Annotated in this window: 19 protein-coding genes; 9 read left to right on the top strand and 10 right to left on the bottom strand. The window is 74.1% G+C overall.

The annotated features are described in order from the left end of the window. The gene (locus ACI79C_RS09160; RefSeq protein WP_456945329.1) at positions 1-1428 is read right to left on the bottom strand and encodes a hypothetical protein; all 1428 of its coding nucleotides are present in this window, start codon (positions 1426-1428) and stop codon (positions 1-3) included. A 107-nt stretch (positions 1429-1535) separates the two neighbouring features. On the opposite strand from ACI79C_RS09160, the gene ACI79C_RS09155 reads away from it, so the two are divergent. Together ACI79C_RS09155 and ACI79C_RS09150 are read left to right on the top strand one after the other, a co-directional pair. Continuing rightward, complete coding sequence (locus tag ACI79C_RS09155; protein WP_456945328.1) at positions 1536-2414, top strand: hypothetical protein; 879 nt, start codon at positions 1536-1538, stop codon at positions 2412-2414. A 46-nt stretch (positions 2415-2460) separates the two neighbouring features. Continuing rightward, on the top strand, positions 2461-3384 hold the full coding sequence (locus tag ACI79C_RS09150) for a hypothetical protein (RefSeq protein ID WP_456945327.1): 924 nt from the start codon (positions 2461-2463) through the stop codon (positions 3382-3384). Positions 3385-3461: 77 nt separating this feature from the next. Here the strand turns inward: ACI79C_RS09150 and ACI79C_RS09145 are convergent, their stop codons facing one another. The 4 genes from ACI79C_RS09145 to ACI79C_RS09130 all read right to left on the bottom strand — a co-directional run bounded on the left by ACI79C_RS09145 (position 3462) and on the right by ACI79C_RS09130 (position 7228). Next, positions 3462-4415, bottom strand: coding sequence for a UDP-glucuronic acid decarboxylase family protein (locus tag ACI79C_RS09145; protein ID WP_456945326.1), 954 nt, complete (start codon positions 4413-4415; stop codon positions 3462-3464). 11 nt (positions 4416-4426) lie between these two features. After that, on the bottom strand, positions 4427-6169 hold the full coding sequence (locus ACI79C_RS09140; RefSeq protein ID WP_456945325.1) for a peroxidase family protein: 1743 nt from the start codon (positions 6167-6169) through the stop codon (positions 4427-4429). Between the two features lie 179 nt (positions 6170-6348). After that, positions 6349-6498, bottom strand: coding sequence for a hypothetical protein (locus ACI79C_RS09135; protein WP_456945324.1), 150 nt, complete (start codon positions 6496-6498; stop codon positions 6349-6351). Positions 6499-6652: 154 nt separating this feature from the next. Beyond that, a complete protein-coding gene (locus ACI79C_RS09130; RefSeq protein ID WP_456945323.1) occupies positions 6653-7228 on the bottom strand; it encodes a TetR/AcrR family transcriptional regulator in 576 nt (191 codons plus the stop codon). A 73-nt stretch (positions 7229-7301) separates the two neighbouring features. Between ACI79C_RS09130 and ACI79C_RS09125 the strand changes: the two genes are divergently transcribed. Together ACI79C_RS09125 and ACI79C_RS09120 are read left to right on the top strand one after the other, a co-directional pair. Next, positions 7302-8843 (top strand): MFS transporter, encoded by a 1542-nt coding sequence (locus ACI79C_RS09125; protein ID WP_456945322.1) that lies wholly within the window; start codon positions 7302-7304, stop codon positions 8841-8843. Positions 8844-8972: 129 nt separating this feature from the next. Next, positions 8973-10409, top strand: coding sequence for an aldehyde dehydrogenase family protein (locus ACI79C_RS09120; RefSeq protein ID WP_456945321.1), 1437 nt, complete (start codon positions 8973-8975; stop codon positions 10407-10409). Positions 10410-10480: 71 nt separating this feature from the next. On the opposite strand, the gene ACI79C_RS09115 is transcribed toward ACI79C_RS09120, so the two are convergent. The 4 genes from ACI79C_RS09115 to ACI79C_RS09100 are packed head-to-tail and all read right to left on the bottom strand — an operon-like array spanning position 10481 to position 15410. Continuing rightward, the gene (locus tag ACI79C_RS09115; RefSeq protein ID WP_456945320.1) at positions 10481-11926 is read right to left on the bottom strand and encodes a gamma-aminobutyraldehyde dehydrogenase; all 1446 of its coding nucleotides are present in this window, start codon (positions 11924-11926) and stop codon (positions 10481-10483) included. Between the two features lie 40 nt (positions 11927-11966). After that, positions 11967-12323: a hypothetical protein gene (locus ACI79C_RS09110; protein WP_456945319.1), complete on the bottom strand. Its 357-nt coding sequence runs from the start codon at positions 12321-12323 to the stop codon at positions 11967-11969. Then, positions 12310-13875, bottom strand: a complete 1566-nt coding sequence (locus ACI79C_RS09105; RefSeq protein ID WP_456945318.1) for an FAD-binding oxidoreductase — start codon at positions 13873-13875, stop codon at positions 12310-12312. Before ACI79C_RS09105 ends, ACI79C_RS09110 begins: the two co-directional genes overlap by 14 nt. Positions 13876-13877: 2 nt before the next feature. Continuing rightward, positions 13878-15410 (bottom strand): (Fe-S)-binding protein, encoded by a 1533-nt coding sequence (locus ACI79C_RS09100; RefSeq protein WP_456945317.1) that lies wholly within the window; start codon positions 15408-15410, stop codon positions 13878-13880. A 128-nt stretch (positions 15411-15538) separates the two neighbouring features. Between ACI79C_RS09100 and ACI79C_RS09095 the strand changes: the two genes are divergently transcribed. From ACI79C_RS09095 to ACI79C_RS09080, 4 genes are all read left to right on the top strand, one after another. Further along, positions 15539-16315: a FadR/GntR family transcriptional regulator gene (locus ACI79C_RS09095; RefSeq protein ID WP_456945316.1), complete on the top strand. Its 777-nt coding sequence runs from the start codon at positions 15539-15541 to the stop codon at positions 16313-16315. Then, positions 16312-17025: a PDC sensor domain-containing protein gene (locus tag ACI79C_RS09090; RefSeq protein WP_456945315.1), complete on the top strand. Its 714-nt coding sequence runs from the start codon at positions 16312-16314 to the stop codon at positions 17023-17025. Before ACI79C_RS09095 ends, ACI79C_RS09090 begins: the two co-directional genes overlap by 4 nt. Before the next feature lie 144 nt (positions 17026-17169). Next, positions 17170-18711: an APC family permease gene (locus ACI79C_RS09085; RefSeq protein WP_456945314.1), complete on the top strand. Its 1542-nt coding sequence runs from the start codon at positions 17170-17172 to the stop codon at positions 18709-18711. Next, the gene (locus tag ACI79C_RS09080) at positions 18708-19754 is read left to right on the top strand and encodes an LLM class flavin-dependent oxidoreductase (RefSeq protein ID WP_456945313.1); all 1047 of its coding nucleotides are present in this window, start codon (positions 18708-18710) and stop codon (positions 19752-19754) included. Before ACI79C_RS09085 ends, ACI79C_RS09080 begins: the two co-directional genes overlap by 4 nt. A gap of 44 nt (positions 19755-19798) precedes the next feature. Here the strand turns inward: ACI79C_RS09080 and ACI79C_RS09075 are convergent, their stop codons facing one another. Then, positions 19799-21319: a PucR family transcriptional regulator gene (locus tag ACI79C_RS09075; RefSeq protein ID WP_456945312.1), complete on the bottom strand. Its 1521-nt coding sequence runs from the start codon at positions 21317-21319 to the stop codon at positions 19799-19801. A 134-nt stretch (positions 21320-21453) separates the two neighbouring features. Between ACI79C_RS09075 and gabT the strand changes: the two genes are divergently transcribed. Continuing rightward, a complete protein-coding gene (gabT, locus tag ACI79C_RS09070; RefSeq protein WP_456945311.1) occupies positions 21454-22827 on the top strand; it encodes a 4-aminobutyrate--2-oxoglutarate transaminase in 1374 nt (457 codons plus the stop codon). Positions 22828-22945 lie beyond the last annotated feature (118 nt).

Here is a 22945-nt window from a genome sequence, read left to right as displayed (position 1 = left end):
TCACGAGGCGGACGCCGTCGGCCCCGCGGTCCGGTCCAGCCGGGCGGGCGCCGAGGGAGCGGAGGACTCCGGGGTCGTCCCCGGATCACCGTCCCGGCGGACGAACAGGTTGACCAGCAGGGCCACGGCGATGAGCGGCAGCGCGAACCCGACCCACTTGGGCAGCGAGGTCACCCACAGCCCGCCCGGGAAGACCCGCACCGCGAAGACCAGGCTGAACCCCCACACCAGCGGGTCGCGCAGGAACCGGCGGAGGGCGAGCTGACCGGCCCGGGCGATCAGCCCGCTCACCAGGCCACCCAGCAGGACGCCCAGCACGCCGAAGTTCACGTACCAGTCGCCCGCGGCGGTGGCCGGGAAGCCGTTGTTGCGGTCGATGTAGGTCTGCGCGAGCTGGACGGCCGGCGAGACGAACGGCTCCTGCTCGCCGACGATCGCCGAGGGCACGGCGGCCACCGTGCCGTCCACGAAGTCCTGCCCCTCGCGGAAGTCGAACTCCTCCGGCCAGTCGTCGAGGAGCAGCAGCAGCGCGTCGTAGAAGGTGTTGTTCGTGGCCACGGCCATCATCCGGGCCGTGCTCTGACCCTCGATGGTGGGCGCGAGGTCGCCCCACAGCACGGTGTCGCGCGCGGTCCGCAGGGAGAAGGCCAGCACGAGGGCGAGCACCGGGACCAGCAGGAAGCGTCGGCGCCAACGCCGGTCGCGCAGCCAGTCCCACCCGGTCCGCACCGCGGCCCGACGGCCGACCGCGCCGAAGATCAACGATCCCGCCACCAGCGCGATCACCGAGATCACCGGCACGTCCCGGGCACCCCACGTCCAGCTCAGGTAGCCGTTCAGCGCGACCAGGCCGAGGGCGACCAGCCGGAGCAGCGGCGCCCGCCGGACCGAGAAGAAGGCCGCGACGCCGAAGAGCGCGGCGAGCATCGGGATCGACCGCAGCGCGCGGCTCTCGGCGATGTCGCGGTCGACCTTGGCCGCCTGGATCAGCCCGGCCGGTCCGCCGTACCGGATCCACAGGAGGACCGTGGCCGCGAGCGCCGCCGCCGTCAGCACCCCGGCCACCAGCATCAGCGTGCGCGGCGGCAGCGACCCCCGGCTCATCGGGTAGAGCAGCCGGGCCGGGCCCACGAGCGGGGACAGCCAGCGAGCGCCGGCCCAGAGCCCGAGCAGGAACAGGACGACGACGCCCTGGCCGAGGACGATCAGCGTCCCGGTCGGGCGGGTGGCGAAGAGCTCGGTGGGGAAGGGCGTGTCCAGCCCGGTGGCCAGGACCAGCGGGCGCCACAGCAATTGCAGCGCCAGGTAGTAGAGGGTGAGCGCCATCAGGTCCAGCGGGTGGTGCACGAGGCGGTGGTAGACCCAGACCCACACGACTATCGAGGCCACGACCGCGAGCAGGGGGACGACCACGAGCGCACCTCCCACCCGGACGAGGGTCCCGCCGCGGATCCGGGCGGTCGCCGTGTGGTACGGCGGCGCGAGGGTAGCGCAGGACCCCGGGGTTCCCGGCGCATCTGCCCTAACATCGCCCGGTGCGTCCAGGCCCCAGGTTGATGATCGTCGGAGCGCCCAAGAGCGGTTCGACCGCGCTGTTCCACTACCTCGCCGACCACCCGGACGTCCGGGCGCACGTGCACCGGGAGATGCCCTTCTTCGGCCGGGACGAGGAGTTCGCCGGCGGCTGGGCGCGGGCGGTCGAGAAGTACTACGACCCCGACGTCGGCGACGCACCCCTGATCGGGAAGCACACGATGGCGGTGTACGACCCCGTCGCACTGCGGCGGATCGCCGACTCGACCGACGCCGTGGTGGTGGCAGTGCTGCGGAACCCCGTGCCGCGGGCCTACTCCCACTTCCAGTACGCCCGGCTGCGCGGCTGGGAGGACGCCGCCACCTTCGAGGAGGGGCTGGACCGGGAGGCCGGCCGGCCGGCGAGCGCGCCGCCGGCCGCTCGCGACATGCACTACGTCGGCAACGGGGTGTACGCGCCCTCCGTGCGGGACCTGCTCGCGGCGGTGCCCGCGGACCGGTGCCGGGTCTACCTGTCCGACGACCTGCGGACCGACGCGACGCGGGTGTGTGCCGAGGTGTTCGCGCTGGCCGGTCTGCGGCCCCACACGCCCGACGTGGCGCGCGGGCACAACCAGGCCCGGGCGCCGCGGTCGGCCCGACTCGCCCGCGCCGTCCTCGCAGCCCAGGAGCCGGGCAGCCCCCTGCGCCGGCTGGCCGCGCGGGTGCCCAGCCGCACGCTGTACCGGGCCCGCTACCTGGTCAACCGGCTGAACGAGGGGCCGACGTCCGCCCCGCCGATGGCCCCGGCCACCGCCGCGGGGCTGCGCGAGCGGTTCCGTGCGCCCAACGCCGAGCTCGCCGGACTGCTCGGCCGGTCACTCGACGCATGGGATCGGTGACGCTCAATAGCAGACGATCCGCGCGGGTCGCCGGTACCTTGTCGCCGTGCTGGACACGACTCCCGAGGACACCGTGCGCCCGACGCCCGAGACGGGCGACGGCGTCCGCAGGGCGGCGCGGCCGGCCGACGCCGACCCCGGCCTGCGCGAGTACCTGTCCGCCCTGGCCCGGTGGTGGTGGCTGGCGCTCCTGGTCTTCCTGCTCGTCCTCGGCGCGGCGGTCGGCTCGCTGTCGGTGATCGACCCGGTCTACCGCTCGGAGGCCACGGTCCTGATCCGCACCGAGGACAGCCGGCAGCTGTTCCCGCGCACCTCCGGCGGCGCCCTGGTCCGGACCCCCGGCGCCGAACTCCTGTACGCCCAGAGCGACACCTTCCGGGACCGGGCGGAGGAGGCCGCCGGGGACGACGTCGAGGTGGAGGTGCGGGCGACGCCCGAGTCGAGCGCGCTCGTCTTCTCCGCCGAGGCCGGCGGTCGGGAGGCGGCGCAGGAGGCGGCGCAGACGTGGGCGGAGACCTACGTGGCGGCCCGGCACGAGGACGACCGCACCCAGACCCAGCGGCTGCGCGACCTGCTGGTCGGTGACCGGGACGGGCTCAACGCCCGGCGCGTGGAGATCCTGGGCCCGGTCGCCGCGCTCGACGAGGCGGTGGCCACCGAGACCGACCCGATCGAGCTGTCCCGCCTGCTCAACCAGCGGCTGGCCATCCAGCGCAACCTCGCCGGGGAGCTCGACCCGCTCGAGGCCCAGATCCGGCAGCTCAACAGCCAGATCACCGGCCTCGAGGTCGACCTCCGGGTGCTCGAGGACCCGCAGGCCGTCGCGCGCGTCAGCAGCGCGGCCGAGCGGCCCGAGGAGCGGTCCAACGGGTCGATGACCCAGAGCCTGGCCGTCGGCGTCCTCGGCGGGCTGGTGCTCGCCGCCGCGGCGGTGGCCGCGGCGCAGGCCCTCCGGCCGCGGCGCCGCTGAGCCAGGACCCGTCCTCATCGCTCGCACGCTCGCGGCGAGGCTCTGGACGGGGCCGCCGCGGGGTGAGAGGTCCTCCCTCAGCGGGCCGGGCCCACCACGTCCGGGTGCCGGGAGAACCACGCGATGGTGTGCTTGAGCCCCTCGTCGAGGGACATCTGCGGCTCCCAGCCCAGCGCCCGGCGGGCGAGGCCGATGTCGGGCTGGCGCACCGTCGGATCATCCTCCGGGCGGGGGACGAACTCGATCGGCGAGGCCGACCCGGTCAGCTCCCGGATCCGGCGGGCCAGGTCGATCACCGGGATCTCGTGCGGGTTGCCGATGTTCATCGGCCCGCTCTCCGATGACAGCAGGAAGCGGATCAACCCCTCGACGAGGTCGCTGACGTAGCACACCGAGCGGGTCTGGCTCCCGTCCCCGGCGACGGTGAGCGGCTCGCCGGCCAGTGCCTGCCGGACGAACGTCGGGATGGCCCGGCCGTCCCGCGGGCGCATGCGTGGACCGTAGGTGTTGAAGATCCGCACGATCGCCGTGTCCACGCCGTGCGTCCGCCGGTAGGCCGACGTCATCGCCTCGGCGAAGCGCTTGGCCTCGTCGTAGACGCCGCGCGGACCGACCGGGTTCACGTTGCCCCAGTAGGTCTCCGGCTGCGGGTGGACCAGGGGGTCCCCGTAGGTCTCCGAGGTCGAGGCGAGCAGGTACCGCGCCCCCTTCTCCTTGGCCAGGCCCAGGGTGTGCAGGGTCCCGATCGAGCCGACCTTCATCGTGTGGATGGGCAGCTCGGCGTAGTCGATCGGCGACGCGGGCGAGGCGAAGTGCAGGACGAAGTCGACCGGTCCCGGCACGTGGACGTAGTCGGTGACGTCCGCGCGGACCAGCCGGAAGCCCGGGCGCTCCAGCAGATGGGCCACGTTGGCCGGGGTGCCGGTCAGGAAGTTGTCGAGGCAGAGCACCTCGATGTCCCGGTCGAGCAGCGCTTCGCACAGGTGCGACCCGAGGAAGCCGGCTCCGCCGGTCACGACAGCACGGGACACGGGATGTCCTCTCACTCGACCAGGGACAGGGAGCCGACCGGGGAGGTGGCCTCCGGGTTGATCTCCTCGCCGGGCTCCAGGGGCAGCGGGCCGGTCTCGGGGACCTCGTCGTCGTCCGGCGGCACGATCCGCGAGCGCGGGTCCAGCGCGCCGGCCAACAGGATCAGGTCGCCCACCTCCTTGTCCTGCCTCCACTGGAAGCCGGGCTTGAGGTTGAAGTAGGACTCCGGGTCCAGCGCCATGATGCCGAGGATCACCTCGGCGACGATCCGTCCGCCGACCGGGCCGAGCCTGAGGCCCTTGCCGAGCAGCTCGGCCTCCTTGAGCACGTAGTACCAGAGCGGCGCCTTGCCACCCCAGCCCGGCTGCCGGAGGCCCAGCTCCTGGTTGGTGAGCGGGGTGATCCCCATGGCCGTGGCCACGTCCTGCCCGCACGGCAGCCCGAGCCGCTTGCCGCGCAGCAGGTTGCGCTCGGCGAGGGCGATGATCGCCTTGTCCGTGCGGGCCACGACCGTCGGCGGCAGGGTGAACAGCGGCAACGAGAGCTGGGTGTTGATGAGCCGGGCGAAGTTCCGGTCGTCCGGCGGCTCGAGGCCCGGGATGTCGAAGAAGTAGTTCCAGTCGACCCAGAGGTCGTGCGGGATGGGCCGGTTGCCGCGCAGGTCCTCGAAGCCGTCGGCGCCGAAGATCGGCACGGTGTGGCCGTCCTGCATCTCGTACTCGGCGCGGATCATGCTGTGCCCGAACCGGTAGGCCGCACCCGAGTACTCGATCGGCATGTACGGGTTGTCCGGGTGCTCGGGCTTGTAGAAGGTCCCGTGGAACCTGATCGGCCCGGCTCCGTCGCGCTTGATCACCGTGTTGACGACGTCCTGGCCGACGATGCGCGGCAGGTAGTCGTTGACGATCAGCCACTGGTAGTGCCAGCGGGTCAGCTTGCGGGACTGGGCGTAGCCCAGCCCCTGGTCCATGAACGTGTTGTGCAGCCGGATGAAGACGGTGTGCAGCTGGGCGACGATCAGGTTCTCGTCGTTGCGCGGGTCGCCGAGATAGGCGGCGCCGACGTCGTCGCGCGGCAGGTCCACCAGGTCGTCGTGGTGCCAGAGCCTCAGGTAGCCGTAGCGGGGCGACGCCGTGTCCGTCGTCTCGTAGAGCTCGGAGCTGCCCTTGACGCCCTTGCCGTAGATGCTGCCCAGGTCGAACCACGGTGTGTCGTAGTTCCGCATGGCCAGCGGGTCCTGCAGCCGGGTGCTCAGCGGGGTCTTGTCCAGCGTCATGTCGTGGTCGACGAACTGGCCGAAGTAGATGTAGCCGGCCGGGATCCCCGGGTTGTCGGCGGCGGGGTCGCTCTCCCGGACGTCGGACAGCGGCGCGAGGCCGTCGTTCATGCTCGCGGCCAGCCACTTCAGCAGCCCGTCGGTGGGCGCGAAGGGCGGCAGGGTGGGGAACATGAGGCCGAAGCGGGCCTGCGCCTGCCGGTTCACGCGGACGGCGATGTCCGCGCCGCGCGGGTCGCCGACGGCGTGTGCCGCGGTCTCCGCGGGTGCCTCCGGGGCGGGCGGCGGCGCGGTGGGGTCGGTGGTCGGCACGGGGTCCTCGGCCGCCATCGCCGTGCCCCCGAGCCCGCCGACGGCGGGCGCCATTGCCGTGGCCAGCGCCCCGGCGAGGAAGCCGCGCCGGGCCACCCCGCGCGTCGCGCCCGCTCCGCTGAACGGGCAGCCGCCCGCACTCCCGTCGTCGTGCTGCACGCTCATCGCCCCCGATGTCGTCCGGACCCTCCGGCCCGCCTGGCAGCAGCATCGGGGCGCGGCCCTCCGACCGGGCAGACGCGTCCATGGGGTCGGAGGACCCCTAATCGTGGGGGGCGGAGCTCCCGGCCGACCGCCGGCGACCCCGGTCCGGCCGCGGTCGGCGGCGGCTCAGGTCGGCGCGGTCAGTCCGGCTGGCAGGGGAAGGGGATCCACCAGATCCAGATGCGCTCGCACTGCGCCTGGCCGAGGGGGTCGGCTGCTGGGGTCTCCGGGGCGAACAGCACGGACGCCACGCCGACGGCGGCGACGACCACGGCTCGGAGCAGTCGCATGGTGCCTCCCAGGCCCCGCACGCCGGCGCTCGACGCGCTCTCGCCGGCCTCCCCGGATGAGGCGGATGCTGGCCGACGTCCACCGGTCCCCACAGGGCCCTTGGTCCCGAGGGGCCGGCGAGTCGTGGCGGTGGGACGCGGGCGCCGCCGTCGCTCACGGCCCGTCGACGAGCGGGCCCGGGTCGCGGGTGAGCCGGAGCAGGAGGTCGCGGGTGACGGCGAGCTCCTCGGCGCCGAGGGGGCCCTCGAACAGCGGGGCGATGGACACGCCGTCGCAGGCGCGCAGCACGACGATGACGCGCTGGCTGTCCACCCCGTCCTCGGCGAGGGTCTGGTTCCAGCGCCGGTAGCGCTCCTGGGACAGGCGGGTCAGCTCGGGGAAGGAGCTCAGCGTCGCCATCAGGGTCGTCTGCTCGACGGCGTCCTGGCCGCCCTCGAGCTCGTCGAAGGTGGCCCGGACGTAGGCGCGCAGGAGCCGCCCGGGCATGAGGTCGTCGGGGTCGACCCGGTCCTGCACGGCCCGGTCGAACTGCTCGAAGAGGTCGTCGGCCAGGGCGGTCAGCAGCTCGTCCTTGGACCGGAAGTGGTGCATCAGACCGCCCTTGGAGACGCCGGCCTCCCGGGCGACCGCGTCGAGGCTGACGCCGGCCCCGTGGACGGTGACCGCCCGGGCGGCAGCGTCCAGCAGCGCCCGGCGCGTCCGCGCCGCGTCCCGTACCGACCCCGCCACTGCCCACCTCGCTCCGGCTCCCCAGCAGCCTAGGTCGCACAACAACAAACCGTCTGGTCGGTAGGCTGGCCCCGTGAGCTCTGCCGCCGGGCCCGTCGAGGACCTCCTGCCCCTCCCGGAGGACCCGCGCCGGGCCGGCCCGCGGGAGTGGGCGGCGCTGGCCGTCCTGATCCTGGCCGTGGTGCTCCTGTCGGTGGACAGCACGGTGCTCGCGCTGGCGATCCCGGCCCTGACCGCCGACCTGCGGCCGACCGCCGGCGAGCTGCTGTGGATCGGCGACGTCTACGGCTTCGCGCTGGCCGGCCTGCTGGTGCTCATGGGCGGCCTGGCCGACCGGTACGGCCGCAAGCGGGTCCTCCTGCTGGGCACCGCCGCGTTCGGGCTGGCCTCCGCCGTCGCGGCGCTGGCGACCGATCCCGCGACCCTGGTGCTGGCCCGCGCGGCACAGGGAGCCGCGGGGGCGACCCTGATGCCGTCGACGCTGTCGCTGATCCGCAACCTGTTCCCCGACCCGCGCCAGCGGACCCGCGCCATCGCGCTGTGGAGTGCCGGCGCGTCCGGCGGGGCGGTGCTCGGCCCACTGGTCGGCGGGGCACTGCTCGAGCACTTCTGGTGGGGCTCGGTCTTCCTGGTCAACCTGCCGGTCGTGGCCGTGCTGCTCGTCGCCGGTTGGCTGCTGCTGCCCGAGTCGCGTGCCCCCCGGTCGGGCCGGCTGGACGTGCTCGGCGCGGTCCAGTCGATCGTCGCGGTGCTGGGGCTGGTCCACGCGGTGAAGGAGGTCGTCGGGCACGGGCTCACGGGGTCCGCGGCCGGCGCGGCGCTGGCCGGGGTCGTCGCCGCGGTGGTGTTCGTCCGCCGGCAGCGGCGCATCCCCGCCCCGCTGGTCGACGTCGGGCTGTTCGCCAACCGGGCCTTCTCCGGGGCCCTCGCCAGCCAGCTGATCGCCCTGCTCGCACTGACCGGGCTGCTGTTCTCCTTCTCCCAGTACCTGCAGCTCGTGCGCGGCGCCACGCCGCTGGAGGCCGGGCTGCGCGAGCTGCCCCTGATGCTGGCCTCGCTGGCCGTCGTCGTCGTGGTCGGGCCGCTCGTCTCCTGCCTGGGGCTGGGCCGGGCGATCGGCCTCGGCCTCGCCGTCACCGCCGTCGGGATGCTCGGCCTGGCCGGGGCCGAGTCGCTGCCCGGGTACGCCGGGCTGGCCGCCGCGCTCGTCGTCCTGGGCTGCGGTTTCGGGGTGGCGTTCACGCTGAGCACCGACGCCGCCGTGGGTGCGGTGCAGCCGCACCGGGCGGGCACCGCGTCGGCGCTGTCGGAGACGTCCTATGAACTGGGCGCCGCGCTGGGGGTCGCGCTGCTGGGCTCGCTGCAGACCGCGCTGTACCGCAGGGCCCTGCCCGAGGACGTGGCCGGCCTCGGCGGGGGAGCGGTCCGGGAGTCCCTGGCCCGCGCCGACCAGGTGCTGGGCGCGGCGGGGGCCGAGCCGGTGCTCGCGCTCGCCCGCGAGTCGTTCAGCTGGGCCATGCAGGTCACCGCGGTCACCGCCGCCGTCCTGCTCGCGGTCGCGGCCGTCACGGCGTGGGTGGTCATCCCGTCGACGCGGAGCCGGGCCGCGCACTGAGGGACGGGCCCGGATGTCGCGCCAGGTCGGCGCGTCACGGTGTCCTCGGTGGACAGACCGGCTCTGGTTCGCGGTGCGTGGCGTCCCGCAGATTCAGCGCGAGTCCCGCACCCGTCCCGAGGAGGACGCATGACCACCCCGTACTGGGTCGCCGGCCGGCCCGCCACCGGCACCGACGTCCTCGAGGTCACCTCGCCACACGACGGCACCGTGGCCGGACGCACCACGCTGGCCGGGCCCGAGGACGTCGAGGCCGCGGTCGCCGCGGCGCACGCCGCGCGGGCGGCGTTCGCGGCGACCCCGGCGCACGTGCGCGCCGCCGCCCTCGACGCCGTGTCCCGGCGGCTGGCCGAGCGGAGCGAGGAGGTGGCCGCCCTCATCACCGCGGAGTCGGGCAAGCCGCTGAAGTGGGCGCGCCTGGAGGTCGCCCGCGCGGTCTCGACGTTCCGCTGGGGTGCGGAGGAGGCCCGCCGGTGGTCGGGCACGCTGCAGCGGCTGGACACCGACCCGGCCGCGACCGGCCGGCTGGCCCTGGTCCGGCGCGCGCCGCGCGGCCCGGTGCTCGGCATCGCGCCGTTCAACTTCCCGCTCAACCTGGTCGCCCACAAGGTGGCCCCGGCGATCGCGGTCGGCGCGCCCATCGTGCTCAAGCCGGCCCCGGCGACCCCGCTGACCGCGCTGCTGCTCGGGGAGATCCTGGCCGAGACCGAGCTGCCGGCCGGGTCGTGGTCGGTGCTGCCGGTGACCAACGACGTCGCCGCGGAGCTGGTCGGCGACCCGCGGCTGCCGGTGGTCTCCTTCACCGGCTCGGTGCCGGTCGGCTGGTCGATCCGCGAGTCGGCGCCGCGCAAGCACGTGACCTTGGAGCTCGGCGGCAACGCGGCGGTCGTCGTCGGCCCGGACCAGGGCGACGAGGAGTCCCTGGCGTGGGCGGCCTCCCGGATCGCGACCTTCGCCATGTACCAGGCGGGGCAGTCCTGCATCTCGGTGCAGCGGGTGTTCGTCCACCGCGACGTGGCCGACGCCCTCACCGGGCGGGTGGTCGAGGCCGTGCAGGAGCTGGTCACCGGCGACCCGACCGACGACGCCACCGACGTCGGCCCGCTGATCGACGAGGCCGCCGCCCGCCGGGTCGAGGGCTGGGTGGAGGAAGCGGTCGCCGCCGGCGCGACGCTGCTCACCGGCGGGGATCGGGACGGCGCGGCGTACGCGCCGACCGTGCTCACCGGCGTCCCCGCGACCGCGAGGGTCTCCTGCGAGGAGGTGTTCGGCCCGGTCGTCGTCCTCGATGCCGTGGACTCGCTGGACGAGGCGTTCGCGCGGGTCAACGACAGCCGGTTCGGGCTGCAGGCCGGCGTCTTCACCCGGGACCTGCAGGTCGCCTTCCGCGCGGCGCAGGAACTCGAGGTCGGCGGCGTGGTCGTCGGCGACGTCCCCAGCTTCCGGGCCGACCAGATGCCCTACGGCGGGGTGAAGGACTCCGGCACCGGCCGCGAGGGCGTGCACGCGGCGATGGAGGACCTCACCGAGGAGAAGGTCCTCGTCCTCACCGGCATCGCCCTCTAGCGAGCGCCGTCGGGCTGACACGTCCGGACGCGACGAGGCCCCGCTCCCCAGGGGGCGGGGCCTCGTCGTGCTCAGGACTCGATGTTGGCCATGACGTGCTTGATGCGGGTGTAGTCCTCGAACCCGTACATCGACAGGTCCTTGCCGTAGCCGGAGTGCTTGAAGCCGCCGTGCGGCATCTCGGCGACCAGCGGGATGTGGGTGTTGATCCAGACGCAGCCGAAGTCCAGCGCCCTGCTCATCCGCATGGCCCGGCCGAAGTCCCTGGTCCAGACGCTGGAGGCCAGCCCGTACTCGACGCCGTTGGCCCAGGCCAGCGCCTCGTCCTCGGCGCTGAACCGCTGGACGGTGATGACCGGGCCGAAGATCTCGTTCTGCACCATCTCGTCGTCCTGGCGGAGCCCGGCGACGACGGTCGGCTCGACGAAGAAGCCGCGGTCGCCGAGCCGTCGCCCGCCCGCGGTGACCTCGGCGTGGTCGGGGGCGCGGTCGAGGAACCCGGTGACGTGGGCGAGCTGGTTGGCGTTGTTGACCGGCGGCACCATCGCGTCCTCGTCGCCGGCGCCGTTGTCGTAGGTCGTCTTCGTGTTCCTCGCCTGCTCGGTGAGGGCGGCGACGAAGTCGTCGTGGATGCCCGGCCCGGCCAGCACGCGGGTGGCGGCGGTGCAGTCCTGCCCCGCGTTGAAGTAGCCGGCGACCGCGATCGCCTCCGCGGCCGCCTCGAGGTCGGCGTCGTCGAAGACGACCACGGGCGCCTTGCCGCCGAGCTCGAGGTGCACCCTCTTGACGTCGCGCGCCGCGGTCTCGGCGACCTGCATGCCCGCGCGCACCGACCCGGTGATCGAGACCATCTGCGGAGTGCGGTGCTCGACCAGCGCCCGGCCGGTGTCGCGGTCCCCGCAGATCACGTTGAGCACACCCGGCGGGAGGAACTCCGCGGCCAGTTCGGCCAGCCGCAGCGTGGTCGCCGGCGTGGTGTCGGACGGCTTGAGGACGACGGCGTTGCCCGCGGCGACCGCCGGGGCGAACTTCCAGACCGCCATCATCATCGGGTAGTTCCACGGCGTGACCTGGCCGATGACGCCGACCGGCTCCCGGCGGACCCAGGACGTGTGGCCGGCCATGTACTCCGCGGCCGCCTTGCCCTCGAGGTTGCGCGCCGCACCGGCGAAGAAGCGGATCTGGTCGACCATCGGCGGGATCTCCTCGCTCGCGGTCAGCCCGATCGGCTTGCCGGTGTTGCGGCTCTCCAGCGCCACCAGCTCCTCGGCGTGCGCCTCGATGGCGTCGGCGATCCGGAACAGCGCCAGGGACCGCTCCGAGGGGGTCGCGTCCCGCCAGCCCTCGAAGGCGTTCGCCGCGGCGGTGTAGGCGCGGTCGACGTCCTCGGCCCCGGAGACCGGCGCCGTGGCGAACACCTCGCCCGAGGCCGGGTCGACCAGGTCCATCCGGCGGCCGTCCGTCGCGTCGACGTGTTCCCCGCCGACGAAGTTGCGCAGCTCGAGCTTCTCGCTCACGGCAGGTCCCTCTCGTCTGAGACGCGTGCTGATCCCGTCGTCATTCTGCTGTCGGGCTGCTGATCGGTCCAGCGCCCGGCGCGGTGGGCTGCGGATTCCCCATCTCCGCCTCGACCTCGGCCAGGATCTCCGACCCGGTGACCACCTTCTCGGCGAAGTGCCGGTGCATCCACGCGAGGTGGTCGTGCCGGCTGCGCATGATGCGCAGGGTGTCCCAGTTGGGGAACACCTGCTGGAGCACGTGCTCCTGCATGAGGCGCGGGTCGACCTCGTAGACGTGCTCGAAGGTCGTCTGCGCCACCTCGCTCACCGGCTGCGGCGCCGGCGGGGTGTGCTGCTCGGCGAACCGGTAGGGCGCGGTCGCCGCGGGGCCTGCGGGCTGGTCATCGGTTCTCATCGGTGGTGTCCCTCCCGTAGGCCCGGTCGAGCAGGTACTTGCCCGGGTTCATGACGTTGTTCGGGTCCAGCGCCCGCTTGACCTCGAGCATCACGTCGAAGCCCCGGCCCAGCTCGCGGGGCAGCAGGTCCACCTCGCCCTCGCGGCAGGAGCCGTGGCAGGCGCTCATCGACCCGCCGTGGGCGAGAGCGACCGCGGCGATGTCCCGCTTCGCCTGCACCCAGGCGGCCCAGGCGGCGTCGTCGAGGCGCTGCTCCCAGATGCCGACGTCGATCTCGGTCAGGTAGTCGACCCCGGTGGCGGCCGAGGTGTAGGCGAACATCCCCCAGTCGTCGAAGACGTCGGTCTTCCGGCGCAGGTCGGCCAGGATCTCGTGCCACGCCCGGCTCACCGCGGGGACGGCGGAGAAGTTCACCGCCGCGTCCTCGCAGTGCCAGGACATCGGGATGACCTGGCCGTCCTTGGTTCGCCCGTGCAGGGGGGTGGCGTACCGGTCGTGCCGGGCCGCCCAGTCGCCCTCGGAGATCTCGTCGCCCAGGTAGCGGGCACCGTGCTCCTTGGCGATCCGGAACAGCCGCCTGCCGCCGGCCCGCACCTCGTCCTCGTAGCCGTACATCACCGCGCAGACCAGGGCGCGGACGTCGGAGGGCTGGGGGATGTAGGCCTCGTCGTCGCGGCGCAGGTAGGCGACCTTGTGCTCGTCGAAGAGCACCGCGCCGGCGAAGGTGGCCACCCCGGCCCGGGCCAGCGCCCCGGTGCAGGCGTGCGCGTCGTCGTAGTTGTCGAACGCCCAGAACGGGGAGAGCTCGGCCTCCGGCTTGGGGAACAGCTTGAGCGTGGCCTTGGTGGCGATGCCCAGGGTGCCCTGGTGCCCCATGAACAGGTGCTTGAGCTGGTAACCGCTCGAGCTCTTGCTGATCTTCTGCCCGATGCCGTCGCCGACGTGCAGCACCTCGCCGGTCGGCAGCACGTGGTCGAAGCTGAGCACCAGGTCGCGCGTGTGCCCGTACCGGGAGCCGATCAGTGACCACCCGCTGGTGCCGATCCGCCCGCCGACCAGCGAGCACGGGTAGGACGCCGGGTCGTCCGGGTAGAACAGCCCGTGCTGGGCCAGCCGCTCGTTGAGCTTGAGCATGTTGATGCCGGTGCCCACCGTGACGGTGCGGTTGACCAGGTCCAGCTCGTGGATCTGGTTCATCCGCTTGACGTCGACGACGATGCCCCGGCGGTGCGGCACCGCGCCGTCGGTCAGGCCGGTGCCGCCGTCGCGGGGCACGACGGGGATCCGCAGCTCGTTGGCGATCCGCACCACGGCCGCCACCTGCTCGGTGGAGGTGGGCAGGACCACCACGTCGGGCACCCGCTCGGACCAGCGGTGCACCGGGAACGGCGCGGGGACGCGGGCGCGGTTGTAGCGGTCGGTCTTGGCCAGCAGGACCTGGTCGTCGGCCAGGACCGGCCGCAGGGCCGCGACCAGCTGGTTGAGCCGGTCCTCGCTCAGCGGCTCGGTGGTGAACGGCGCGGTGCCCAGGGTGGGGTCGGTGGTCGTCATGGTCAGTGCCCTCCGCACCCGCAGCCGCCGTTGCCCGATCCACCGGCGGCACCGCCGCAGCCGCCGCCGCAGCCGCCGCCGCCGCAGCCGCCGCCGCCGCAGCCGCCGCGGCTGCTGCCGTGGGCCCGGCGCGCCCGGCCGGGGACGCCGGTGCGCTCCTGGGCCAGCCGGCGGTCGCCGACGTCCCCGCGGGAGCCGCCCACCGTGATGCCGAGCGACTGCGCGAACAGCTCGTGCAGGTCGACGACGTCGATGTCCTCGGCGTCGCCTGCCTCCGAGAGCGGGCGCTCCGACCAGGGGCAGGCGCTGACCAGGGTGTCGACGTCGAGCTCCGCGGCGCGCTCCAGGCGGGCGGCGCTGATCTTGGCGGTGAGCTCGGGCTTCTCGATCGGCAGGCCGCCACCGCCGCCGGAGCAGTAGGACCACTGGGTGACCCGGTCGACGTCCTCGAACCGGAGCCCGGGGATGGCGCGCAGCAGCTCGCGCGGCTCGGCCCAGATGCCCTTGCGCTTGTTGAGCCGGCACGGGTCGTGGTAAGTGATCGCGCGGTCCACCGGCACGGTCGGGGTCAGCCGGCCCTCGCGCAGCAGCTGCGCGAGCACCTCGATCACCAGGACGACCTCGATGTCGAACTCCTCGCCGAAGTACTTCGGGTAGTCCTCGGTGAAGCTGATGTAGTCGTGCGGGTCGAGCACCAGCACCCGCTTGGTGCCCGTCGCCCGCCAGTTGTCCAGGTTGTGGCGGGCGAAGCGCTGCGCCTGCTCGGCGTAGCCCATCTCCGCGGCCGGGCCGCCGCAGCACCACTGCTCGCCCATGAGGCCGAACTCGTACCCGGCCATCTGCAGCATCTGGGCGACCGCGCGGGGCACCGACGTCCGGTAGAAGGCCGCCTCGCAGTCGACGAACAGGACCGTCTCGCCGCCGATCGGGATGTCGAGCCCCTCGGCCCAGTCGCGCACCTTCTCCTGGCTGACGGGCGTCTCGCCCAGCACCGGCTCGTGGGTGCGCAGGTCGGTGCGCTCGTTCCAGATCTGCCAGCTCGGCTGGTGCACGCCGCTCTCCACGGCCAGCGACCGGACCGCCTTGACGACGTCGACCGTGCGCGTGCGGAAGCGGTAGAAGTCGCCGGTGAACAAGGTGTTCGGGCAGCGCAGCTCGCACGCCCCGCACTGGGTGCAGTTGACGTAGTCGGCGGCGATGTCGGCGATGTCGAGCTCGCCGCGCTCCATGGCCACGACGTTGGCGTGGAAGGCCGTCGGGGTCCACGACTCGTTGCGCTCGACCTGGGTGACCGGGCAGACCTCGCGGCAGAACTTGTGGCCCGAGGAGAAGCAGTTGTACGAGGTGTTGCGCCACTGCTCGACGAAGGCGGCCGTCTTGGGGTCCTGCCGCGGCGGCGGGATGGGGCCGGCCAGGGTCTCGGGGAAGTCCGCCAGCTCCGGCGGGTTGGACGGGGCGCCCGGCGTGAACGGTTCGGAGAGGGCGTCGACGCGAGGGGTCTCCTCGGGCGCCCGTTCGGGGTGGACCTGGGTCACTGCGTGCTCCTCGTCACAGGGCGGGGTGGGCGGACGCCACGCTAACGAGGAAAACCTATGGATTCAACGGTTAAGCCTCGGCTTCCGGGGTGTAACACTCCTTCGCATCCCGGTCCCTGGAGGCGAGCGTGCAACTGCTCAGCGGTGACGCGCGGCGCGCCGTCTTCGCCCCGCTCGACGACGGCGCGCTGCGCAGCGAGGCCGTCGTCCGGCGGGTGGGCAGCGCCATCGCCCTGGGCCTGCTGGGGGACGGCGAGCAGCTGCCGACCGAGACCGACCTCGCCACCATGCTCAAGGTCTCGACGATGACCCTGCGGGAGGCGCTGGCCGAGCTGCGCAAGCTCGGCCTGGTGGAGACGCGGCGGGGTCGCGGGGGTGGCAGCTTCGTGCGGGCGCGCGACGACGTGCTCGGGGAGCTGGCCGACGCGCGGCTGGCCGAGCTCGGCACCACCGACCTGCGGGAACTCGGGGACGTGCACGGCGCGGTCGCGGCGGCGGCCGCCCGCCTCGCGGCGACCCGGGCGTCGCGCACCGAGACCGCGCGGCTGCGCGACATCGTCGACCGGCTCGCGCACGCCGACTCGGTCACCGGCCAGCGGCGCACCGAGGGGCGCTTCTACATCGAGCTGGCGGCCTGCGCCCAGTCGGTGCGGCTGACGATGCAGGAGATGGACCTGCACCTCGAGCTCGGCCAGCTGCCCTGGCCGCCGGCGCACGCGCCCGAGCTGCTCGGGGTCATCGTCGCCAGCCACCGGGCCGTCGTCGACGCCATCGCCGCCCGCGACGCCGCCACCGCCCGGGCCCTCACCGAGGGGCACATCGAGACCCGCACCCTCTGGTCGATCGAGCTGCGCCTGCGCGCGGTCCAGGGCGGTGGCGTGGCTCCCCGGCGGGAGGTGTCGTGACCCCCGCCGGCGAGGTCGCCCGCGTGAGGGCGGCCGTGGCCGAGGTCGTCGAGCAGGTCTTCGCCACGGTCGGGCGGGTGCGCGCGGCGGCCTCGCGCCCAGCGGCGCGCAGCGGCCTGCGCGCCGGCCGGCCGGTGCTCGGCGACGACGTCCGCGAGCTGCTGCTCCGGCCCGGGCAGCTCGCCGTGGGGCTGGGCCTGGTCGTCGCGCCGCGGCCGGACCGCGGACTGCCGCTGCGCCTGGAGTGGTGGCAGTCCGAACCCGAGGACGGCCGGCTGCGCACGCTCGAGCCGGACCTGCGGCCGACCAGCGTCGGCTACTACGACTACACGGCGACCGAGTGGTTCGACGTCCCCCGGCGCACCGGGCGGCGGCACGTGGTCGGGCCCTACGTCGACGTCCACGGCACCGGCCGGTACGTGCTCACGCTGACCGAGCCGGTCGTGGTCGACGGCGAGTTCGTCGGCGTGGCCGGGGCCGACGTCTCGGTGCGCCGGTTCGAGACCCACCTGCTGCGCGCGCTCGGCCCGGTGGCGGCACCGTTCGTCCTGGTCACCGAGGAGGACCGGGTGGTCCTCTCCACGTCGCCGCGCTGGCTGGTCGGCGGGCTCGTGCCGTCGGCCGCGCTCACCGCCGGGCCGGCGGCGGACCTGCCCGGCGTCCCGTGGCGGCTGGTGCCGGTGGACGGCCGGAGCCTGCTGACCGCCTGAGCCGGGCAACGCGCGCGGAACGCGAACGCAACCGTACGTGTCTTGTCCTCTGAACTCTGGCTCTATAGGTTTCCGGCCGACCTTGTGGCCTGCGGCACACCGACGCCGTCGGGGGATGCCGCGCCACCGAGCCGAGGAGACCCGGTGACACCACCCGCACCACCCGGTGGCCAGACCGCCGACGACGCCCAGCTCGCCGCGCTGGGCTACACCGGCGAGTTCCACCGCAGCATGGGCCTGTGGGCCAACATGGCCCTCGGGTTCACGTACCTCTCGCCGCTGGTGGGCGTGTACTCGCTGTTCGCCTACAGCCTCTCCATCGGCGGCCCGCCGGCGATCTGGTGGATCGTCATCGTGGGTGCCGGCCAGCTCCTGGTGTCACTGGTCTTCGGCGAGGTGGTCTCGCAGTACCCGCTGGCCGGCGGCATCTACCCGTGGACGCGGCGGCTGTGGAACCGGCGCTACGCCTGGATCGTCTCGTGGGTCTACATCTGGGCGATCATCGTCACCGTCACCTCGGTGGCCGAGTTCGGCGGCGGGTTCGTCGCGGCCCTGTTCAGCATCGACGCCACCCCCGGCGTGGCGCTGGCCACCGCCGTCGGGCTGCTGGTCCTCGCCTTCGTCATCAACTACAGCGGGACCCGCACGCTGGCCCGCATCGCCAAGATCGGGCTGGCCGCCGAACTCGTCGGCGTCATCGCGCTGGGCCTGTTCCTGCTGCTGTTCCGCCGCGAGCAGCCGTTCTCGATCTTCTTCGACACCCTCGGCGCCGGCGGGGGCAGCGGGTACGTGGGCACCTTCCTCGCCGCGGCCCTGTCCGGCCTGTTCCTCTTCTACGGCTTCGAGGCGTGCGGCGACGTGGCCGAGGAGGTCGCCGACCCGACCCGGCGGATCCCCAGGGCGATGATCCTGACCATCCTCGTCGGCGGGGTCTCGGGCTTCCTGTCCTACGCCGGCTACGTGCTGGCCGCCCCGGACGCGCAGCTGCAGGCGATCATGGCCGGCGAGGACGCCGACCCCATCCCGACCATCCTCGAGAGCACGCTCGGCACGGCCGGGTCCAAGGTCTTCCTCGTCGTCACGGTGGTCGCGTTCATCTCCTGCGTGCTCTCGCTGCAGGCCGCCGGCAGCCGGCTGCTCTACGCCTTCGCCCGCGACCGGATGCTCCCGGCCAGCGGCTGGCTCTCGCACGTCTCGGAGCGGCACGCCGTGCCGACCAACGCGCTGCTCGTCGTCTGCGTGGTGCCGGCGCTGATCTGCCTGTTCGTCTTCTGGCAGCCGGACTCCCTGGCCCGCGTCACCGCCTTCGCCGTCCTCGGCATCTACATCGCCTTCCAGGCGGTCGTGCTCGCCGCGCTGCGCCAGCGGCTGATGGGCTGGCGCCCGGCCGGCCTGTGGAACCTGGGCGGCGCCGGGATGGTGGTCAACGTGCTGGCGCTGGCCTACGGCGTCTTCGCGATCGTCCTGCTGATCAAGCCGGCACCGGGCACCGAGACCTTCCTCGACCGCTGGATCGTGGCGATCGGCCTGGTCATCGTCGCGGGCACCGGGCTGCTCTACCTGTTCCTGGCAAGGCCGGACCGGCACTCTGCGCACATCCCCGAGGGGGACGCCCGCGAGGTCGCCCGGCAGCTGCAGCAGATCCGGCGGGACGCCGGTGTCCCGGTGAGTGAGGAGATCCGATGAGGTTCAGCTACGCGATGCTGCCCGACTACTCCCTGGAGGAGTCGCTGCGGGCGATCACGCTCGCCGACGAGCTCGGCTTCCACGCGGTGTACTCGGCCGACGAGACCTGGCACAAGGACCTGTGGCTGCTCTTCGCCGCCGCGGCCGCCCGGACCACGCGGATCCGGATGGGGCCCAGCGTCTCGCCGGTGACCCTGCGCGAGCCCACGCTGATCGCCCAGGCGGCGGCCACGCTCGACGAGCTGACCGGGGGCCGGGCCGAGGTGGTGCTCTCCAGCGGCAACTTCGGCCTGCTGGCGCAGTACAAGATGGACTGGACGAAGACCAGGCCGCTGTCGCGGGTGGTCGAGGCGGTGCACGTCGTCCGCACCCTGCTCGACGACGGGGCGATCACCTTCGACGGCGAGTTCTTCCGCTACGACGGGCTGTTCACCTTCGCCCGGCCGGTGCAGGCCCACCTGCCGGTCAAGATGGGCGCGATGCGCGGGCCCAAGTCCTTCCAGGCCGCCGCCGAGCACTCCGACGGCTGCCACCACGCGCTCAGCTACAGCCGCGAGGCCTACGAGTACGCCGCCGAGAACCTGCGGATCGGCGCCGAGCGGGCCGGCAAGGACTGGACGACGCTGGACTTCGGCGCCTGGGTGGTCGTCGCGGTCGGCCGGGACTCCGCGGCCGCGAAGGACGCCGCGCGCAGCATGGTCGGGATCTACGCCTCCTCCATGCCCGCCGAGCAGCTGGAGCGGCACGGCATCGAGGCGGCCCAGCTCAAGCCGATCATCGACGCCATCGGTGCGGGCGACCTGGCCCGGGGCATCGAGCTGACCACCCCGGAGATCGCCGACAAGCTGTCGTTCGCCGGCACCCCCGAGGAGGTGACGGCGAAGATCAAGGAGATCGAGCCGACCGGGGTCAACCACCTCATCGCCGCGATCACCGACGCCTCGATCGTCAAGACCTTCACCGGGCGCGAGCTGCCCGGCGTGGCGACGGTCGAGGAGCAGCTGCAGCTGATCCACGACGAGGTCATGCCCGCCTTCCGCTGAGCCCCACCCGGGTGGGGTGGGAGGGCGCGAGAAGGGCGCCCCTCTCACTCCACCGCGGTGGGCGGGTGCAGCGCGAGCCACAGCTCGGCCCGGACGCCGGGGGAGTCCAGGTCGCGGCCGAGCAGCTCGGCGACCCGGTGGATGCGCTTGCGCAGCGTGTGCCGGTGGACGCCCAGGCGCGCGGCCGCGGGCTCCCACTGACCGTGCGCGGCCAGCCACACCCGCAGCGACTCGACGAGGTCCCCGGCGCCGGCGCGATCGGCGGCGACCAGCGGGGCGAGCGCCGCCTCGGCGAACGCGGCGGTGGCCTCGGCGTCGAGCAGGGCGGCCAGGCCGGCGCCGGCGAGGTCGGCGAAGGCGGTGACCGGCCGGCCGGTCACCCGGCCGTGCTCGGCGGCCTGCCGGGCCTGCCGCACGCCCTCGGCCAGACGGCTCCACGGGACCGGCGGTGCCGTGCCGACGACGGCGCCAGGCACCCGCTCGGGGAGGACGGGCAGCCGGCGGTCCAGCGGCCCCTCGGCGGCGGCCAGGACGACCAGCGCGTCGTCCAGCTCCGCCGAGAACACCGGCTCCCGGGCCTGCGCCGCGGCGTCGGCGGCCACGTCGACGGCGGCGGCCCGCTGCTCGGCACTGCCGAGGACGGTGAGGGGACGCACCGGCCCGGTCGGCAGCCGGTCGCCGAGCGCGGTCACCACCGGGGCCGCGGCGGCCTCCTCCCCGGCGAGCAGCAGCCGGAGCAGCGCGGCCCGCAGCGCCGCGGTGGCGCTGTCCAGTGCCCGCGACTGCTCCAGCCGCAGGGTGAGCAGCAGCGCCGCGGCGTTCACCACGTGCCGGTCGGCGGCCGGGAACGGTCCCGGGCGCCCGACCGCGAGGAACCCGCGGGTGCGGCTGCCGGTGCCCAGCGACTGGAGCAGCACCGTCTCGTCGGGGCGGGTGAGCGCCGCGCCGGCCGGGGGACGGGCGCCGCGCAGTCGGTCGATCGGTGCGGCGAGGTCCCCGGCGCGGGTCCGCGCTCCCGGCGGAGCCGCCTCCAGCGGCGTCCCGACGGCGTCGAGGAGCAGCGCCCACCCGCCCAGGTGCCGGGCGAGCCGGTCGACCACGGTGGCCGGCGCGCCGGGGGCGACCGCGGCGCGGGTGAGCTCCTGCTGGACCGCTGAGGCCCGCGCGACCGCCGCGTACTCCTCCGCCGCGAGCGCGCGGGAGACCGCCCGCGACAGCGCGATGAACGGTGTCTGCCGGGGCACCTCCACGACGGCCAGTCCGTGCGCGTCGGCCGCGGTCACGAGCTCGTCGGGCACGCGGGGGAGGGACAGGCCGGTGCCCAGGCCGAGGGCGACCACCCCGGCCTCGGCCAGCCGGCGCACGTAGTCGGCGATCTCCGACCCACCGGGTGGGAGGGCCAGCCCCGTGCTGAGCACCAGCTCGCCGCCCTCGAGGAACGGGGTGGGGTCGACCAGCTCGCTGACGTGCACCCAGGAGACGGGGCGGTCGACGGCGGCGTCGCGCGTGTGCAGCGTCAGCTCCAGGGTCCGGGTGCCCAGCAGCGTCGCGACGGTGACCGGCACGGGGGACCTCCGACGGATTGGACACCACGGCGTCCCCGGGACGCCACACTGGACAGTACCGACGGGGCGTCGCGGGGCCCACGCTGGACGCCGGGGGCTCGCCCGTCGGGGGCGGCCGGCCTGGAGGAGGCGCGATGACCCTGCACGCGACGACCGACAAGCTCACCGCGACCGGGCCCGTGACCCAGGAGCGCCGCCTGGTCACCGAGATCCCCGGCCCGCGGTCGCGCGAGCTGGGCGCCCGCCGGGCGGCCGCCGTCTCGTCCGCCGTGGGCAGCACCCTGCCGGTCTACGTCGAGCGCGCGGGCGGCGGCGTGGTGGTCGACGTCGACGGCAACGCGCTGATCGACCTCAGCTCGGGCATCGCGGTCACCAACGTCGGCAACTCCGCGCCCGCGGTGGTGGCGGCGGTGCAGGCCCAGGTCGCCGCCTTCACCCACACCTGCTTCATGGTGGCGCCCTACGAGGGCTACGTCGCGGTCTGCGAGGAGCTGGCCCGGATCACCCCCGGGGACCACGCCAAGAAGTCGGCGCTGTTCAACTCCGGCGCCGAGGCGGTGGAGAACGCGATCAAGGTCGCCCGGCACGCCACCGGCCGTTCCGCCGTCGTCGTCTTCGACCACGCCTACCACGGCCGGACCAACCTCACGATGGCGCTGACGGCCAAGAACATGCCCTACAAGCACGGGTTCGGGCCGTTCGCGGCCGACATCCACCGGGTGCCGATGTCCTACCCGTTCCGCGACGAGCCGGGCCTCACCGGGGCGCAGGCCGCGGCGCGGGCCATCTCGATCATCGAGTCCCAGGTCGGCGCGGCCAACGTCGCGGCGGTGCTCATCGAGCCGATCCAGGGCGAGGGCGGCTTCGTCGTCCCGGCCGAGGGCTTCCTGCCCGCCATCGCCGACTGGTGCGGCCGGACGGGCGCCCTGTTCGTCGCCGACGAGATCCAGACCGGGTTCTGCCGCACCGGCGACTGGTTCGCCTCCGAGGCCGAGGGCGTCGTCCCGGACCTGGTCACCACGGCCAAGGGCATCGCCGACGGGCTGCCGCTGTCGGCGGTCACCGGCCGCGCCGAGCTCATGGACGCCGTCCACACCGGGGGCCTGGGCGGCACCTACGGCGGCAACCCGATCGCCTGCGCCGCCGCGCTGGCCACCATCGCCACCATGCGGGAGCAGGACCTCGCCGGCGCCGCCCGCGCCATCGAGGCGACCATGCTGCCGCGGCTGCGGGCCCTGCAGGAGCGCACCGGCGCGATCGGCGACGTGCGCGGCCGCGGCGCCATGCTCGCCGTCGAGATCGTCCGTCCCGGCACCACCGAGCCCGACGCGGAGCTGACCGGCCGGATCGCCAAGGCCTGCCACGCGCAGGGCGTCATCGTGCTGACCGCCGGCACCTTCGGCAACGTGCTGCGCTTCCTGCCCCCGCTCGTGATCGGGCAGGAGCTGCTGACCGAGGCGCTCGACGTCCTCGACGCCGCCTTCGCCGAGCACGCCCCCGCGCGCTGAGCTCCCCGGCCGGCGGCCGGCGCCAACCCGCCGCCGTGGGGGGGGGGGGGGGCGGGGGGCGGCGGGGCGGCGGGGGGGGGGGGGGGGGGGGGGGGGGGGGGGGGGGGGGGGGGGGGGG

The organism is Geodermatophilus sp. SYSU D00697, from assembly GCF_054050175.1.
Note: the sequence above shows the minus strand (reverse complement) of the source record. Positions and strands in the feature narration are given on the sequence as shown.